The 18,251-nt window shown below is 54.8% G+C and carries 11 protein-coding genes and 1 other RNA gene; 3 read left to right on the forward strand and 9 right to left on the reverse strand.

The genetic code is table 11. The annotated features are described in order from the left end of the window. Positions 1–236: 236 nt before the first annotated feature. From AB4Y93_RS28625 to ssrA, 3 genes are all read left to right on the forward strand, one after another. A complete protein-coding gene (locus tag AB4Y93_RS28625; RefSeq protein WP_012772186.1) occupies positions 237–437 on the forward strand; it encodes a cold-shock protein in 201 nt (66 codons plus the stop codon). A 166-nt stretch (positions 438–603) separates the two neighbouring features. Beyond that, a complete protein-coding gene (gene smpB / locus AB4Y93_RS28630; RefSeq protein ID WP_441897162.1) occupies positions 604–1,092 on the forward strand; it encodes an SsrA-binding protein SmpB in 489 nt (162 codons plus the stop codon). Positions 1,093–1,313: 221 nt separating this feature from the next. Further along, positions 1,314–1,678, forward strand: a transfer-messenger RNA (tmRNA) gene (gene ssrA / locus AB4Y93_RS28635). Between the two features lie 420 nt (positions 1,679–2,098). On the opposite strand, the gene AB4Y93_RS28640 is transcribed toward ssrA, so the two are convergent. The 9 genes from AB4Y93_RS28640 to AB4Y93_RS28680 all read right to left on the reverse strand — a co-directional run bounded on the left by AB4Y93_RS28640 (position 2,099) and on the right by AB4Y93_RS28680 (position 17,284). Beyond that, entirely contained in the window at positions 2,099–4,858 is a 2,760-nt protein-coding gene (locus tag AB4Y93_RS28640) for an alpha-mannosidase (RefSeq protein ID WP_441897164.1), read from the reverse strand. Continuing rightward, positions 4,851–7,997, reverse strand: coding sequence for a beta-galactosidase (locus AB4Y93_RS28645; RefSeq protein WP_441897165.1), 3,147 nt, complete (start codon positions 7,995–7,997; stop codon positions 4,851–4,853). Before AB4Y93_RS28645 ends, AB4Y93_RS28640 begins: the two co-directional genes overlap by 8 nt. Next, the gene (locus AB4Y93_RS28650) at positions 7,990–9,315 is read right to left on the reverse strand and encodes a glycoside hydrolase family 125 protein (protein WP_441897166.1); all 1,326 of its coding nucleotides are present in this window, start codon (positions 9,313–9,315) and stop codon (positions 7,990–7,992) included. Before AB4Y93_RS28650 ends, AB4Y93_RS28645 begins: the two co-directional genes overlap by 8 nt. A 157-nt stretch (positions 9,316–9,472) precedes the next feature. After that, entirely contained in the window at positions 9,473–10,387 is a 915-nt protein-coding gene (locus tag AB4Y93_RS28655) for a carbohydrate ABC transporter permease (RefSeq protein ID WP_441897168.1), read from the reverse strand. Positions 10,388–10,405: 18 nt separating this feature from the next. Beyond that, positions 10,406–11,341 carry an ABC transporter permease gene (locus AB4Y93_RS28660; RefSeq protein WP_441897169.1) on the reverse strand — a complete coding sequence of 312 codons (936 nt, stop codon included), beginning with the start codon at positions 11,339–11,341 and terminating at the stop codon, positions 10,406–10,408. 304 nt (positions 11,342–11,645) lie between these two features. Continuing rightward, positions 11,646–13,145, reverse strand: coding sequence for an ABC transporter substrate-binding protein (locus tag AB4Y93_RS28665; protein WP_441897171.1), 1,500 nt, complete (start codon positions 13,143–13,145; stop codon positions 11,646–11,648). Between the two features lie 150 nt (positions 13,146–13,295). Further along, the gene (locus tag AB4Y93_RS28670; RefSeq protein ID WP_441897173.1) at positions 13,296–14,834 is read right to left on the reverse strand and encodes a response regulator; all 1,539 of its coding nucleotides are present in this window, start codon (positions 14,832–14,834) and stop codon (positions 13,296–13,298) included. Next, positions 14,827–16,656 (reverse strand): cache domain-containing sensor histidine kinase, encoded by a 1,830-nt coding sequence (locus AB4Y93_RS28675; protein WP_441897175.1) that lies wholly within the window; start codon positions 16,654–16,656, stop codon positions 14,827–14,829. The genes AB4Y93_RS28670 and AB4Y93_RS28675 overlap by 8 nt, the downstream gene beginning before the upstream one ends. A 271-nt stretch (positions 16,657–16,927) precedes the next feature. Further along, complete coding sequence (locus AB4Y93_RS28680; RefSeq protein WP_441897177.1) at positions 16,928–17,284, reverse strand: collagen-like protein; 357 nt, start codon at positions 17,282–17,284, stop codon at positions 16,928–16,930. Positions 17,285–18,251 lie beyond the last annotated feature (967 nt).

Genomic DNA, 18,251 nt, shown 5'->3' on the forward strand with positions numbered 1-18,251 from the left:
GCGGCGCGGTCTGCGAGTAAGCAGCACCGTTTCTTAGGATAAGCTGGGAAAATATATTTAAGCTTGTCACTTGCATTTTGAATTTGGGTATAGTAAACTCAAAGCAATTGATGATATGAACCTGAATTCACATATTGAAAAGGGTGTCATTAAAGTCATGGACCTTTTTCAATGTGTGAATTTTTTGTTTCGATACGAAATAGGCGCATATTAATACATTTTTGGAGGTAATACACATGCAACAAGGTACAGTTAAATGGTTCAACGCTGAGAAAGGTTTCGGCTTCATCGAAGTTGAAGGCGGCAATGACGTATTCGTTCACTTCTCCGCAATCGTTGGCGAAGGCTTCAAAACTCTTGAAGAAGGCCAACGCGTTGAGTTCAACGTTGTTCAAGGCAACCGTGGACCACAAGCTGAGAACGTTGTTAAGCTGTAATAGCTTAATTTAACGAATGGAGACCGCCCTTAATGGGGCGGTCTTTTGATTTATGTAAGCGATGTATTTCCGTGGACAGGTCTCTTGCTTTAGGCTTTTAAAGTTGTTACAATGAATTCCTAATAGCACATTTTAGAGCTGAATGGCGTAAACAAAGATGAGGTGAATGACTGTGGGTAGTAAGAAAAATGACGGCAAGCAACTCGCTCAGAATAAGAAAGCTTCCCATGATTACTTCATTGAGGATACGTATGAAGCGGGAATCGTGCTTATGGGCACGGAGATCAAAGCGCTTCGAATGGGTAAAGCGAATATTGGCGATGCGTTCGCGACGATCCGGAATGGCGAGATGTTCATTCATAATATGCACATCAGTCCTTTTGAACAAGGCAACCGCCATAATCCAACCGATCCGACACGAGCTCGGAAGCTGTTGCTTCATAAGCAGCAAATTCACAAACTGCTCGGTCAGTCCAAGCAGGAAGGCTATTCGATCGTGCCGCTCAAGATTTATGTACGCAATGGTTATGCGAAGCTGCTGATTGGCCTTGGTAAAGGTAAGAAGCAGTATGATAAGCGTGAGACCGCTGCGAAGCGTGATGCACAGCGTGATATCCAGCGTGTGCTTCGTGAGAAGCAGAAGGTTGCAAGATAACCTTTTATGGTGCATCCTGTATACAATGGTATCAAGAAGCTAAGCAATTGTGATTGAGTTCGTGTTATACTAGAGAAGCGCTAAAGGAAAGACGAGGCGCTGATCTAGAAGTTATACAAGGTAAGGTAATGCTTGCTTGTAATGAAATAGCGTGTAAGTGCGCTACACCTCATTCCAGGCGTTCTTAAAGCTAATCGGCAATATGCCGTTTATGCGATATTGGGGGCGTTTATGGATTCGACGGGGATAGTACGAGCATGGGTTGCGGGTAGCAGGGAGTCGTCTGCTTCATCAACGCTAAAGCCTATTAAATGGCAAACAACAACAAACTTACGCTTTCGCAGCTTAATAACCTGTGAGCGTGCTCCTACCTAGCATCGCCCATGTGACTAGACTAGGGGCTAACAAGTAGTGGGATACGCCGTTCGGTCTCCGCCTGGGGTCGACGGAAGAAGATAATCAGGCTGACCCAACGCGTAGTCGGTTACGGGACGACGCTCGGGTGACATCAATACTGTGACTACACCCGTAGAAGCCTGTGTGGCGTTGTCTTCGGACAGGGGTTCAAATCCCCTCGCCTCCACCATGTAAAACCCCGACCGCAAGAGGTCGGGGTTTTTGCTTTCTTCGTGCGGAATCATTAGGGCAAGGTGTTGACTCTTATCCCACAAAAGGTCGGCAGAATTTTTGTCGACCCTTTGTGTTTTAATCAATTTGGCAAAGAAGCGTTGTAGTGCCTTCTAGAGCGGCGTTATGACGGGTATGGGTAATAAGCGGATGAAAATCTACTCGGAGTTGTAGAAGGGGTTTATAACGGTTATAGTGGGTCGAGGAATAGTCTATTAATACATTTCAACAAACATGCAGGCATGAGGAACTGGTATATTTGAATCGGTCCGACTAGCATTCAGCAAGTAAGCCGCAAGCAAAAAGAGGATGGATCGGCTATAGCCGATCCATCCTCTTTCTCATTCCGTTAAATTCAATTCACAAGTCCCATGCGGCGTTACTTCGCTGCCGTGATGCCTACCGTATAGATCTCGCACGGCCCGAGCTCCGCCGCGAACGATCCGTTCGCCCCTTCAACGGACGGCTGCAGGCGTTCGCCCGCCTGTTCGAGCACGTCACTCGCGTAAGCCACTGCGGCCTCCCCGACGTTCGGCTGCACTTGCAGCTTCGCGGCTTCTGGCCGCATGTTGAACCAGCGCAGCATGAAGTCTCCCGTCGCTTCCGCGATCTTGGCCGATGAGAATGCAATGCCTTCGCCTTCCCATGCCAGGAACGAGTGCGCCGGCGACAGCGTTCCACCATGTACGCCGGTTTGCGCGCTGGTCCACGGAGCTTGGAACTGATACGCGGCCGCGAATGCGCCCGTCGTTGCTCCATCGCCGCTGTGCGGAAGGATCAACAACTCGACCGTACTCTCTCCGAGGCATTGCGCTTCTGGCGTTGGGAAGACGCCCCAGTCGCCCAGCTCGGAGACGGAGCGAAGCAGCGTGACGGCAATCGTATTGCGGCCGTCGCGAAGCACTTCATATTCGTTTAAGCCCAGGTTCGCAATCGTGAGGCCCTGTGTGCCGTCGCTGACATCGGCAAAGGCTTGCTGATGCTGCGCGTTGCTCGGATTCTCCCATTCGGAAGCAGGCTCGTTATCGCGAACCGCCACTTCGAAGATCGCGTCTGCCCGATGGACGGACGCGGACAGGTCGGTCGGGAACAAGGCGCGCACGCGATGGTCCTTCGCTTGGTTATTGAACGTCGTACGGATGCCAACGCCGCGCCCGGAGCGCTCCAGGCTGACGACGGTGCGGATCGTGAACGGCACGAATACCTTCGAACGGCCTGCTTTGCGCTCGGGATAATAGACGGCTTCCTGCTTCTCCTGCTCGAACAGCTCGTCGGCGGATGCCGGGATCGACCAATGATGCACGATCTCGACCGCCGCGCGGTACGTGCTGTCTTCGATGACGCGGATTTCGGCCGCGAGACCCTTGGTCGTGAGAGCCGGCTCGCCGTCCGGCTGCTTGAACATATACTCGTTGCCGATATCTCCGACATTTTCATAGATGAGCAGATCGCGGTACGTGCGTCCGCTGGCGATATCCGTTACCGCCAAGGTTCCGTCCTCGGCGATCTCGATGCTCAGGTTGGAGTTCGCAAGCGTACGGGGACCGGTCACCAGCGATGGCGACGAAGCGACGCCATCAGCGCCGAGCACCCAAGCGTAAGTCTTCAAGCCGAGCGCCGGCACGGCGGTCGCTTCGAACGTCAGCTTCACGCGGCGTGTCCAATACGGCTGACGGAATTTGTCATCCGGCAGGTCGTAGCCGAACTGTAAGCCTAGATCCTCGACCGTATGCGCAACGGCGTTGCCGTCCGCATCCACGAGCGTCCGGCCCTCGATGGACATTTCCTTCATCATGCGAATCATGTCATTCGGGGCGATGCCTTCACGGAAATACACGCGCGCAATGTCCAGCTCAATTCCCAAGACGCCGCTGCGCGTCCATCCCGTTGTATTGAACGCGACGAGCGGCAGTGGATCCTGGCCGTAGCCTGCGAATACGCTTGTATCGACCGTGCCTGCGACCGCGTGTTTACTGTCGTCGACGATCGTCTCGGCCACATGGCGGCTCTTATCGAACCGGGTGACCATCTCGCGGTGCACCTCGTCGACGCTGCAGCCGCAGATGCTGTCGTGCGGATGGTTCTGCATGAGCGTTTTCCAAGCGTACTTCAATAGATGATGCGGGTACTTGGCCTGGCCCGTCACATGCGCAAACGCGGCAAGCGGCTCGGCGACCTTCTCGAGGATCGTCTGGCCGACCTGATTCATCTGTTTCAGGTAGACGCGGGCGGATGCCGTATTCACGAGCGTCGACCAGCCGTCTGTCCGCTGGCTGCGCAGCTCGCCGCGCACGACCGACAATTGCTTGTCTTCGAGCGACGACTTCAGTGACGCGAGGTAATCCGGGAAATTCGAATGGACGAAATCCGTATCCGGGTACAGCTTGCTTGCGACGCGGATCGCTTCGGCCAGATCCGTCTGGATTGGCTGGTGATCACAACCGTTCATGAACAGCAGCTGCTCCGTCGATGCGTATTTGCCGGCATCGGCCAGCTTGCGTTCCCAGTAGTCCCTCGCTTCCGCCTCGTCCACGGGCACCTCGTTGCCATTGCTGTACCAGTTGGCGAACAGAATGCCGAGCACCTGCGAGCCGTCCGGTCCTTCCCATACGAGCTCAGAGAAGGAGGACTCGTACGCGGAGTCCGAGACCATGTTGTTGAAGCCCGTCGGCTTGACGCCGCGGCCAAATACCGCGTTGTCGATGCCCGCCTGCTTCATGAGCTGCGGCGCTTGGCCGATGTTGCCGAAGGTGTCAGGGAAATACCCGACCTTCGCGATCGTGCCGTAATGCGAGGCATCTTGATGCCCGATCTGCAGATTTCGGACGTTCGCTTCGCTGCTCGTCAGGAACGCATCCTGCAGGACATACCATGGACCGATATGAATGCGGCCCTCGCGGATCCATTTCTCCAGGCGCTCCCGTTGGTCCGGGCGTACTTGCAGGTAGTCCTCGATGATGATCGTCTGTCCATCGAGATAGAAGCTGCGGTATTCCGCGTCGTTCTCCAGCGTGTCCAGCAGTGTATCCATGAGTGCGATGAGCCGCACGTGGTGTTTCTCGTAAGGCAGATACCATTCGCGGTCCCAATGCGTGTGCGAGATGATATGTGCCGTTTTTCTATTATTAGCGTTAGCCATGGCGAGCGTCTCCTTTCGATTTCAAGCTTTCTTCGGCCGGCTGCGCCAGCACTTCCACTTCATTCGGGCGATAGACTTCCGTCACGCAGCCGGTCCGGTCGACGGTAAACAGCACCGCGCGCTCCCGTTCCAACATGAACGAATACGTCGTTCCTGTCGCGGCGGACTTCACTTCGATCCGCGCGTCATGTGCGTATTCGGACACGAAAACGAAGAGCTCGCCGTCCTTGAAACGAAGACTCCGGCCGTATACGCCGGCCAGGTCGCCGCCTCTCAGCCATTCCAATTCGCGGCGCGCGCCCGAAACTTCCAGTGCGTGTGCATAGAGCGCCTTGACCGGTTCGGTGCGTTCGTTCAGCTCCACGGGCAGAGGGCACCAGATCAGGCGTCCTTGTCCGTAGGCCGTTTCCATGACCTGGTCTGCTCCCGCAGGGGCACCGCAGCCAGCTTCCTTGAACACTTCGGCGATCCTCCGGTGACCGTATGATACCGGATACTCCTTGTCCCCAATCGCGAGCCGTTCTTCCCGGACGACGTTGGCCGGCTTCCGCCGGTCGAACGTATCCGCGAGCCGGTCCGCTTCCCTCCAGTAGGCGTCGAACCCGATCGGGCCCGTGAACAAAAGTGTTGCAGCCGTCCGATCCACGATGTCCAGCAGCCGCGTGAATGCCTCGTCATCGAAGTTATGCGCGGATGGCACAATGATCAACTTGGCCGGCTCTGTCTCCAGCGCGTCCAGATGGTACTCCGACACGCCGCGGAACGGCGTCTTCAGCTCGTAGCCGAGCACGCGCGTCAGGCGTGTCGTCGCGTCGAACGCCAGCTTGCGGTTGGAGAAGTCGTTGGAGTACGGGAACACAGCGGCGACATCTTCCAGCTCGCGGTCCCGGAACAGATCGCGGATCCGCTCCATGAAGCTACCGAACCGGTAGGAGACGTCCGCCTCTGGCTTCTCGGTTCCATCCGCCCGCAGCGCGCCGATATGAGATTCGTTAGCGTTGTCCATGTAGAAGTTAGTATTCCAGATCCACTGTACGGCGCCGGCTCCGCCTGCCGCGAAGGCATACGCGTACTTGCGCTCCAGCATCGCTCGAAGCTCTTCCTCGGACCGCTTCGCGAATCCGGCCGGCGTTTCCACGTACATGATGCCTGTCTCCTGAACGACGTTTGGCTTGTCAGCCGTCTTCGCGAAGATACCGTCCCACAGCAGGTGGTCGTTCAGCCACCAGGAATGAACGGTCGTATAGTCAACCGCTTCCCCGTAAAAGAACGGCGACGGTCGCTGCGCGCCAAGCGCTTCGTCCTGGCCGACAGTCACAAGCTGCGACGGATTGCTTTCCTTGATCGCATCGACGAGCTGCTTTGCCCAGCGGTTGTGCATGTCCATGGAGAACAGCGCGTAATCCAGCCAACGCGTACCCCGTTTGCCTTGGTGCATATCTTGCACGTCGAAGTTGATGTCCTCCGGCTCCGGAATGACAGCGGACGCAAAATCCGGCAGCTCGCCCGGGGTCATGCCCCAGCGCTCGCGCAGTTTCTCGATGGCGCCGTGGCGCTCCGCCAGCCATTCCGCGTACGCCGCCTTCTCGAACCGGTCACGGCTCGAGCGCGGACCGTCGGAGAAGATCCGCGGCGGATCGAACATCGACGGCTCGTTGATCAGATCCCAATCGACGTTCGTCGTCTCGCGGTGACGGCTGACGATGGAGCGGATGAACCGCTTTTGTGCTTCCACGCTGCGCGGATCAAGGTACGGGTTCGTGCCTTCCCATGTCTCCGGAGTAAAGGAGAAGAACGTGAACGTTACCTGCAAGCCGTGCCGCTTCGCGGTCATGAAGAATGCGTCGATCGAGCGCAGCACTTCTTCGGACGCATGCCCGTCCACCTGCATGATGTTGCGGTACGCCGTCCAGATACCCGTGCGGATCCAGTTGATGCCCGCCTTGCGCATCTGCGCCATATCGCGATCCCACACCGATACATTCGGCAGGAACAGGAACTTGCGCGCGACGTCCGAGGTCATATACGTCATGCCGACGACCGGCATCGGCCGGCCATCCTTCTCGAAATAATCCCGGCCACGCAACAGCAGTCCGCCGGCGTTCAGCAAGTCGGCGTCCATCCCCCAGAAGCCTTGGTGAAGCAGGCGCGTCTCGCCGTCCGAGGACTTGGCGACACAATCCACATGATAATAACCCGAGTGGATGTCGCTGGGCAGCGGAATGCGCTTCAGCTCGAGCTCGGAGCCGATTTCCGCCTCGTGACGGCAGGTGAACACGTTCGAGTCTCCGCCATGGTGGACTTTGATGTCAAAGGTCCATTTCGTTTTGCCCGCCGTGCCTCGACCCAGCTTCTGCGACTGCAGTGTCAGCATCGGACGCTCATGCAGCTCATAAGAAGCATAGCTCGGCTTCAGCCACAGCTCGGTCACGCCAGCCGCGCAGAATGCCGTCCACGCTTGCAGCGCCTCGGCTCCGCCGCGTGCGAAGAAATCCGAGCTAATCGGCTGGTTGACGAAGAGCCAGCGTCCGCCGGCGAAATCACCTTTCGTGTTCTCCCACAGCACGGCTGGTGCAGCAACTTCCCGTCCTTCGGCGGAGATGCCCTTCAGCACGGGGTAAATATGCGCGTCCATCGGACCGGCCGAGCCCATCTGCTGCGGCAGGTCGCTCGATTTGGTCACATGCGGCACGAGATTCCACGTATCCGCAACGTCGAGAAGCGCCTCTCGGCCCTTGAAAAGCGGGATTTCCACGGCAGCTGCCAGCTTCGTGATTGGCGCTGCCTTCACTGGCAGCATCTCGTGAATGCGCAACTGCCGGTGATACGCCGTTTGCTCCAGCTCTGCGAGCCACTCGCCAGCTTCTTTGCGGACCGGCACGCGGAAGGGCGCGCCGCCCAAGCTGATTAATCCGCCGCCGCGTTTCAAAAACCCGAGCAGCGCTTCCCACGCCGCGACGGGAAAATAAGGCGCGTGCAGCGACACGAATACGCCGCTGTCCGCACCTTCCAGCCTTGCCGCCAGCGTATCGGCGCCGCACACCTCGCCGGAGCCCCGCAGCTGTTCCAAATCCGCTCCGCCAATGGCAGAGGCGCCCGGAAAGGCGCCATCATAGAAAATTATCGTTGAATTAAGCATCGAGTAATCCTGCTTTCATCGCTTTATAGACCAGCTGCGAAAACAAGCTGTTGGACCACGCGAACCATTTGCGCGTGAACACGGCGGGATCGTCCGAATGGAAGCCTTCGTGCATGAAGCCGGTATCGGCGTCTGTCGCTTCTAAGACTGCGATCATGGCGAGTATCTCCTCGTCTGTATTGGCCGTCAGCCCTTGCATAGACAGGGCCATATGCCAGATATATCCCGGCGGCGTATGCGGGCTGCCGATGCCTTTCGCGGCCGTACCTTCGTAATAGAACGGGTTTTCCTTGCTCAACGCGAAACGGCGTGTGTTCTGGTAGATCGGATCGTCCCCGTCCACGTAACCGAGGTACGGAATCGAGATCAAGCCCGGCGTGCCCGCGTCGTCCATCAGACAGTAGTTGCCGAAGCCGTCGGTCTCGTACGCATAGATCGGCCCGAACTCCGGATGCCGGTAGATGCCGTACAGCTGGATGCCATGGTTGATCTCACGCTCCAGCTTCGCCATTTCCTGCTCGAACGACAGGTCGCGGAAAACGAATTCGGCAATCTCGCGCATCTGGCGCAGCGTGACAACCGCGAACATGTTGTCCGGGATGTTGTAATGGAAATCGCAGGCGTCGTCGCTCGGCCGGAAGCCGGACCAGACCATGCCCGTGTAGTTGACCGGCATGCCAATGCCGTCGTTCATCAGTGAGTCGGTCATGATGCCATTGTCCCGCTCGAAGCGGTATGGCGAACGCTCGAAATGGTATTGCTCCCGTTTCCACAGGTCAACTGCGGCGCGCATGGCGATCTTGAAGTCCGCGTCAAAAATGTCGGCACGGCCTGTTTCCTTCCAGTACGCGAACGCGAGGCGCATCGAGAAGCAGATGGAATCGAGCTCGAATTTGCGCTCCCATACCCAAGGGGACATGTCCGTCTTGTCGTCGGTGTTCCAGTGCCAGTCGTTTGCCATCTCGTTGAACGCGTTTGCGTAGGGGTCGATGACGATATTGCGCATGTGCAGCTTGATCAGGCCGCCGATGATCCGCTGCAGGTCGGCGTCGTCCTTGGCGAACGGTACGTAGTGCATGACCTGCTCGACGGAATCACGCAGCCACATCGCGGGGATATCTCCCGTAATGACGAAAGTCGTGCCATCGTTCAGCAGCTTGGTTGTCGTTTCCAGCGTATTCGGAAAACAGTTCTTAAACAGCTGAAGCAGCTTCGGCCGATGAGCGAGGCGCGTTTCTGCCTCTGCTAGCACCGTTTGCACGGATTGCGGGAGCGGAAGGTGAGGCATGTCGATTTTTGGTAATCTGAATTGTTCCATGGTGTTTTTCTCCTTTATCGTTACTGTAATCGCGTAGTTGTTTATGCGTACCGCAAACGGCCCGTGGGCGGTTGTCCGCGCCACGGGCCGCTTGCGGTGTGAAATGTTCGTGATGATGTTGATCTTTCGCTTCTTTAACCTTCGATACTAAAGGGCATTACTCTTTCACGGCGCCAACCGTTAGCCCCTGTACAAAATAGCGCTGGAAGAACGGATAGGCGAGCACGATCGGCCCGGTTGCCAGGACGACCATCGCCATTCGCGACGTATCCTGTGGCATCGATTGCAGCACGGACGTCCCCAAGGAGGCGTTGTTGCTGTTGGCAAGAATGAACTGCATGCTGTTCTCGATCCGCATCAGCATCGATTGCAGCGGCACCAGGTCGGGGTTCTCGATGTACAGCAGGGCGTTGAACCAGTCGTTCCAATAGCCAAGCACGTTGAACAGCGCGATTGTTGCGAGCCCTGGCAGCGCGAGCGGTACGATGAGTCGGAAGAAGATGCCGAACTCGCCGGCGCCGTCAATTTTGCCGGATTCGATAATTGCGTCCGGGATCATGGTCGAGAAGAACGTGCGCATGATCATAATGTAGAAGGCGTTGACCGCGAGCGGCAGAATGAGCGCCCACAGGGAATTCCCGAGGCCGAGCAGCTTCGTCGTCACGATGTAGGACGGCACGAGTCCGCCATTGAACAGCATCGTGAAGAAAGCGAGGAACGAGAAAAATTTACGATATTTGAATCCTTTGCGGGAGATCGCGTACGCGAAGAGCGAGATGAAGATCAAGCTGATCGCCGTGCCGACGACCGTGACGAGAATGGTCACGCCGTAGGAGCGTAATAGTTGATCGCCAGCCTTGAATAGGTAGCTGTAGGCGTCGGTACTCCATTTGTTCGGAAACAACGAGTACCCGTCCTGCGCCAGCGTCTTCTCGTCCGTGAACGAGATGACCATGACGAGCAGAAACGGAAACACGCAAGCCAGCGCGAAGAGCCCGGCAATGAGGTTGAAGATGATGTTCCAGGCCGGTGTCAGCCGGTGGAAGTCCTTGGATTTCGTAAGGGATGCCATGATGATGCTCCTTTCTTCCTAAAATAACGCGTTGTCCTTATTGAAACGACGAACGATCCAGTTGGACGTGATGACGAGTGCGAAGCCGACGAACGATTGATACAGGCCGGCTGCGGTGCTCATGCCGATCTCCCCGGTCGTCTTCAGGCCGCGGTAGACGTAAGTATCGATAACGTTCGTGACGTTATAGAGCGTCCCGGAATCGCGGGTAACTTGGTAGAACAAGCCGAAATCCGCGTAGAAAATGCGGCCTATGGCAAGCAAGGTCAATATAGTCATGAGTGGTGTCAGCATCGGCAGCGTGACGTTGCGGATCTGCTGCCATTTGTTCGCGCCGTCGATCATTGCCGCTTCGTACAGCGATTTGTCGATGCCCATGATTGCGGCCAGATAGACGACGCTGTTATAACCGAGCGACTTCCATAGGAACACGATGACGATGATGAACGGCCAGTACTTCGGCTCCGAATACCATTGCTGCGGATCCATGCCGAACGCCAGGACGATCTTGTTCATCACGCCGCGGTCGTAGCTGAGGAAGCTATATGCGAAATAACCGACGATGACCCAGGACAGGAAGTAAGGCAGGAACATCCCCGTTTGGAACCATTTCGCCAGCCGCTTGTTTGCGATTTCGGAAAGGACGATGGCCATGGCCACTGCCAGAACTAGACCAATGATGATGAACACGATGTTGTAAAGTAAGGTGTTGCGGGTGATGATGTACGCATCGTTTGTGCTGAACAGAAACTTGAAATTATCGAAGCCGACCCAGCGGCTGTGGATGATGCTGGAGAGAAATCCGCCGTGCACGCGGTATTCCTTAAAGGAAATCACAGTACCGAGCATTGGCAGGTACGAGAAGAAAATAAACCAGACGGTAGCAGGAAGCACCATCAGAAGCAGGGCTTTATTACGGTTTATGTCTTTGAAGAAACGCCCTAAGGCCTTCATGGGGTTCACCCTTTCTAAGCGAAGTCTTGTTCGCAGCACCAAGGGCCTGCGGCAAATTGTCCCAAGGTGAAACGGCTTCCCCGTCCTTAGGGCGGGGTGGCACGTTTCAATCCGGAGAATTCTAAGCCATGTTTATAAAAAACACTTATAGACTCTTAGGATTCAAGATGAAACGGCTATGCCGTCCATTGGCGGCACAAGTTTCATCCCTTAGAACGCGAAACAACGTACGGTATCCCGTTCGTTTCTCTGTTTTTGAAAAAAGGGCGAATGCGAACATTCGCCCTTCGGTGCTATAAATGGTTTACTTGCCTTGCGCAGCTTTCCAAGCGTCAAGCTGCGTTTGCGCTTCGGTCAGGATTTTCCCGAGACCCGCGTCGTTCAGCTTCTTGATCGCTTGCGGCAAGTATTTAACCGGATCGACGGTACCCGTCATGAGCGGTGCCCAGAAGGATTCCTTCGCGTTTTGCACGGCAGCGATCTCGTTCGATACTTTCGTCGGATCGAAGTTGAAGCCGAGTAGTGCCGCAGGTTTGCCTGCATCGTTGTATTTCTTGAACTGTTCCCATTTGTCGGCAGGGTCGCCTGGGTTCAGGTGCGTGATCATAATGTTGCCGAGTGCGAACGTTGGCATGTCGTAGTTCTTGGACTCCGGCAGGTTCTCCATGTAGTCGCCATCGGTTACCTTGTAGTGCGTGCCTTCGATGCCGGAGTCGACCATGTTGCGAAGAACCGGATCAGTATTCAGCAGGTTCAGGAATTCCATCGCCTTTTCTTTATGCTTCGAGTTCGCGGAGATGGCTTGCATGGAACCCATGACCGATGCGTTGTAGATCAGCGCGTCACTCATCGGCGTCGAGACGATAGGGTAGCCGTAGCTGGTCGACCATACGTTGTCCGCGAACGGCTGCGTCGTCGCTTTGTCAGTGAACCATTTGCCCGTCGCCTGCACGTCCGAGGACGATTCCAGTGTTGCGGCTTCTGTCGGAATGTAGCCGGCTTGGTAGTATTTATGCATCGTTTCGAGTGCTTGCTTCATTTCTGGCGTTTCGAACACGTTTACAATTTTGTAGCTGGAGTCGCCCAGCTTAACGGCCAGCGGGAATTTCTCAATCAGGTAGTCATATGGAATGTACGGCGTGAAGGTCTTGTCCACTTGCAGCGGCGTCACGTCCGGGTTGTTTTGTTTGACCGTCTTCAATAACGGTTCCAGACTTTCCAGGGAGCGCACGTCTGTGATGCTCAGCTTATTTTCGTCAAGGATGTTCTTGTTGAAGCGCCATACCTCGGATGTCGGAAGCTCTTTGTTCGCTGGTACGCCGTAGTTTTTGCCGTCGACTTTGGAGCCACTTAAGAAGGCAGGGTTCAGCGTGTCGGTAATGCCTTTGCCGTATTGCGTCAGCAGATCGTCGATTGGAGCGAAAGCCCCTTTGCGCGCGTTTTGCACGTAATCGAACGCCCATGCCGCAGTGAACATGATGTCCATATCTGCGCCGGAAGCCGTCAGTACTTGCATCTTCTGGTTGTAATCGCCCCAGTCGATCATCGTCATTTTGACCGTTGCGCCGATTTTTTCTTTCGTGTAGGCGCTAACCGCTTCCATGACTTTGTCGACGTCTTTCTGCGGCGTGCCGATTGTGTACCAGTTCAATTCGACCGGTTTGGCGTTGTTGCCGCCTGTGTTGCCGGACGAAGTGTTGTTGTTCGCGGCAGTGTTGCCGTTGCTACCGCAGGCACTCAGCAAGAGCATGACGGCCATCGCGGACGTCAGGCCGATAGATGCCTTTTTACGGATGATTCCCATTTGTATTTCCTCCCTTTTGTCTGTGTAGCATTTCAGTAGTCGCGACTTCTTGCTACTTCATCTTAGAAGATGAAAACATTTTCAAAAATAATAGAAAACAAAGAATAAGTGTACAAAATAAAGAAAGGAACCACGAATGACGCCTTGGCGTCACAGCAGCTCCTTAAAATCGCCCGGCACCATCCCGACATGCTTCTTGAACTGCTTGTAGAAGTAGCCTGTCTCCCAGTACCCGACCTGTCTTGCGATCTCGTTCACTTTGAGCCGGCTGTCCGCCAGCAGTTCCTTAGCTTTGTCGATGCGAAATTTATTCAGGTAATCCGTGAACGTATCCCCCGTCTGCTTGTGAAAGAGCTGCCCGAGGTAATTGGGGTGAATGTGGAACTGCAGTCCAAGCGACTTGAGTGTCAGCGCTTCTGCGTAGTGCTCATGGATGTAGCGCAACGCCTGCTTGATGACAGGACTCATGTCTTCCCCGGAAAACGAATCGGCCGCGAAGAAGGCCGCCGTCCGTACGGCTTTCTTCACGCCTTCGAGCGTTGTCGCGGTCACCGCTTGGTCGAGCGCGCCTTGGAATACCTCTGCGGCATCTGCGCGCCCGAGCTTGTCAACTTCGATCTTCATCAGGATCATGAGCTCGATGGCTGCGCTTCTCGCCCTGATGGGATGCAAGCTCTCCACTATTTGTATAGCCGTGAAATCGCGGTCGATAACCTCCGCCAGCTCGTCCTTGTCCTTGGCGAGGATGGGCTTGGCATAAGCCTCCCATTCGAACAATCCTGAAGGAAGAGCTGCCGTTTCAGCGGAAATATCCGCATAGTCGAGCAAATGCCGGTCATGCCGCACCAGGAAAAACTGCTGCGCTTTACGCGCCTCTAAGTAGCTTGCGGCGGCATCGGCTGTCGCCATGATCCCGCCGAGCGCGATCTGCGGGCCGAGATGCCTGTTTTCCCATTTGTCCGCCACTCTTTCCAAGGCTTCCGTCACCTTAGCTTGATTCCGCTGGTCCCCGTTTATACAGCAGGCGACGACCAGCTCGCCCTCGTCGTTGCGAAAGGGAATAAGCGACAGGCTGTCCATCTCCTCGGCCAGGACATCCGCGATGCAGTCGCCCGGGTCGTAACCAGTGGAACCCTGCTCCGGACGAAAACGGATGATCGCCAGCGCTACATACGGCTTAGAGAGATCGATACCGAGAAGCGCCGTCCGCTCCGTCCGCTCGGGCAACGCGATCCGCCCATATACCCATCGGGTCATGACATTGTCCCGCAGGATGCCAATTTCGTCTTCCCCCAATGGCCTGTCCGGCTTGTCTGCCTCCAGCTTCCGTACCGTATCCGAAAGCGTCGCCTCCAGCTCCCCGAAATTAATCGGCTTGAGCAGGTAGTTCTCGATGCCAAGGTGCATGCCTTCCTTGAGATAATTGAATTCGTTGAACCCGCTCAGGATGATCACCTTCAATTGCGGCTGCAGCTCCCGCGCTTTGCGGATCAGCTCCAGTCCGGTCATGATCGGCATGGAGATGTCAGTGATGAGCAGGTCGACTGGCAACTCGCGCAGTCGCTCCAACGCTTCCTCGCCGTCTTCTGCGCTGCCGACAACCTCCAGGCTGAAGGCGGACCAATCGACGGCGTCGCTCAAGCCTTCCGTGATAAACGGCTCGTCGTCCACGAGCAATACTTTATACATGGCCAGCTTCCTCCCCTTGTTTGGCCTCGGGCCAGGTCACCGTCACCGATGTCCCCTTCCCGGGCATGCTCTCTATACTTATCCCGTAGCCGGGTCCATGCACGAGTTCGATCCGCTCGTGCACGCTGCGCAGTCCGAAGGACTGCTGTTCCTCGGTTTCCGGCATCTTTATCCGGCGCATGATGCGTGCGAGCTGCTCCGGCTCGATGCCTTTGCCGTTGTCGCGTATCTCAACCCGGATCAGGCCGTGCTCTTGTACGGCTTCGATAGTCAGGCGGTTATTTTTACGCCGGGAATCCATCCCGTGCACGATATAGTTCTCTACAATCGGCTGCAGCAGCAGCTTTGCGATCGGTACTCGCAGCAGCTCTTGGTCGCATTCGACCTCGTAGGCGAATTTGTCTTTGTAACGGATTCGGAACAGCTCCAGGTACAGCCTGCACATCTCGAGCTCCTCGCCCAGCGTGTTCTCCGCCTTCGCGCTGACCGAGTTGCGGAACAGCGCAGCGAGGCTGTAGATCATTTCGCCTACGTCGACCGCGCCCTGTGACATCGCCCGCATTCGGATGACCTCCAGCGTGTTGTAGAGAAAATGCGGGTTTACCCTTGCCTGCAGGGCGGCAAGTTCCGTCTGCTTATGCCTTATCTCCGCCTTGTATTCCCGGTCGATGTGCCGGCCCAGCTCGTCGAGCATCTCGTTGAAGCTCTGGGAGATCTGCCCGAGCTCGTCCTCGCGGGCGTCCTGAAGGCGGGCTGTGAAGTTGCCCCCCTCCACCTTCCGCATAAAGTGCACGATCCGGTTCGTCCGCCGCGAGATATTGACGATAAGGATGGATGGAATGATCACCGCGACGACGATGCAAATCGAACTGATTAGAATGATCGTCCGCTTGAGGCCGGCGTAAGCCTCGGCCATCACGCTTTTGGGCATAATGCCGACGACGAGATAGCCGGCTTTGTTCTGTGTCAGTGTGGAGATGTACGACGGCTCGTCGAGCACCTCGGTTTCCTTTAAGGAGCCGATTTGCTTCATGTACGGGAAGATCTGTCCATAGTATCGGTTTGCAGAATCGGACAGCACCTGCCCGTCCTGCGACAGCACCAGAATCTCGCCCTTAAGCGGCGTCCGCTGCTGGTCAAGCGACCGGTTCACCATGCCGGAATCGAAGTATAGCAGCAACTGTCCAATGTTCTTGAGCGTATTCTTATCGTTCACCTGGACGCGCATGGAATACAGCTGCGAGTTCCATTGGCCGATCAGCCCGCGTATCCAGATGTTCGGCGTTGCCGCCACTGGTCCGTCCGCTGCCATGATCTCGGGAATGTACGAGCGGGTCGGATTGGTCTTGTACAGCCGCCGCGGGCCGTTCCGATTGAAGGCATACAACTGCTGCATGTCCGTGCTGTACAGCAGGATATTTTGGATGTCGGGATCGGCATCCATCCGGTCCGCGAGATAGTTCAGAATATCGACCGCGCTCTCGTTGCCGCCCGCGTAGTTCTGGTCGAGCATGTACTGCGCGTATTCGCTGTAGGTATGCCGGAGAAAGTAGGACGCGTTGCTCGCGAGCAGGCTGTTGCGGTAGATGTCCTGCACCGTGTTCTGCACCCAGTCGTACTTCTGCTCCATATAGCGGTTCACCCGTTCCATCGCCTGCTTCTGGTTGTTCAGCTCGCTGTTCACGATGGAATCGGAAATGAGACCGAAGAGCAGGTACGAGAGCGTGATGATCGTCAAATGTACGATGACCGCGAAGACGAGGATGACTTTGACGAACAAGTTATTTTGTATATAGTTGCGGTAGATTTTCCGGAATCTCAAGCGCCCGTGCCCTCTCTCGTCGATAGTTAGGATTTGCCGCCATTATAACATTAAGGACGGAGCTGCGCCTATTCGGGTGCCTTTAGAACGATGGATAGACAACCCCATAATAATATTCCATAAAATAGGTATTCTCGATGCTCCTCGCCTGCGCAAGTAAATCCACTACCGCATGAGGCAGTGGATGTTTGCTGTATAAGCCTATCACAGAGAAATGCAAACACAAGAAAGAGCTCCATCCTAGAGGGACGGAGCTCTTTCTCATGTTTGGTTAGACGCATGTGAATGATTGGATGGACTGCAAGCTGAGCCCAGTATACATCCAGAACCTTCCGTTCCACTGAAAACCCGCAACGGATGTACGCCCTAAGAATACTGGGAAAAACCAGAATTGGTTTCCATTTCTGAGCCAAATGTACGTATTCCTAAACATACAACGAGAAATCGCGCCAGGGTCAACAGCAAACTGTGAGACCTGAGGTTGTTGAGGGATGAATCCTGGCGGCGGTGAGCTGGGAGCCATCGGCTGCCCTGACGGTCCCGAAGGTCCCCCGGGCCCGGGTGGTCCTCCCGGAGGTCCCGGCTGTCCGGGGAATCCTGGGGGGCCAGGAGGCGGGAAAAATGACATGATCTAGTCACTCCTTATTTGATGGGCTAAAACATTGTATGTAAGAGCGGAGAGAAGAGGATGGGCGTATCCGATATTTCTTTTTAGCAGCAGCGAAAGCATTAGGTAGTGGATTTTTTCAAATTCCTATTTAAATATTAATTTCTAGTAAGTGGATTGTTATTATATAAATTTGAATTTCTTTGTTATTGTATTTTTGGTGGATTGTACGCTAATCATTCTAATAGTGAAATGGACAAAGTTCACAGATCATGAACCTGACGAGGAAAATTATCTTTGGAGGCAGAGGGTTGCATGTGCGGATATAGTGCAATTGCAACTAACTATGTTGGGACTGACGGTTCATTCTCGATCAATGTTTCTTCGATTCAGTTGGTCACTGGCCAGACGAATAAGTGGTAGTGAAAGAAGCTCAAAAGAAGCTAGTGATCCATTGGTTATTGCGGTGAATTAGCATATACGAGGAGATCGGAGTCTCTATTCCCTAGGAGTGCAGTTGCCAAGCTATTTCAAAGAGGACGAAAGGCATGAAGAGAAAATAAAAGCCCCGTCCTCAAACGAAGCCACAGTTTGCCTCAACCATATATGCTCTGAAATGATTGCTTATAATGAAGTAATTATTTTGAGTTTCAGTTTGCATGATTGCAGGAGTTGTTTTTTTTTTTTTGTGATTAGATCAAGACATCTTGTTTTCGAAAGAGTTTTTCAAAAAAAGTCTTGCAATGCAATGTATGCCTATGGTATATTCTATTTCTGGCCGAGAGAAACAAGCGGTTGGGACGGAAAGCTGAAAAACATTGATGGATAGAAATTGAGACCGATGAAAAATAAAGCTTGACACTGAATTCGATAACGTGATAAGATATGCAGCGTTGTTGAAAAATAAATTGTTCTTTGAAAACTGAACAACGAGCAAAACTGCCCCGTTAGAAATAACGGAAAAAGCGATGTATTGATCTCTATCGAA

Origin of the sequence: Paenibacillus sp. YAF4_2, assembly GCF_052113225.1 — a bacterium.
GTDB lineage: Bacteria > Bacillota > Bacilli > Paenibacillales > Paenibacillaceae > Pristimantibacillus.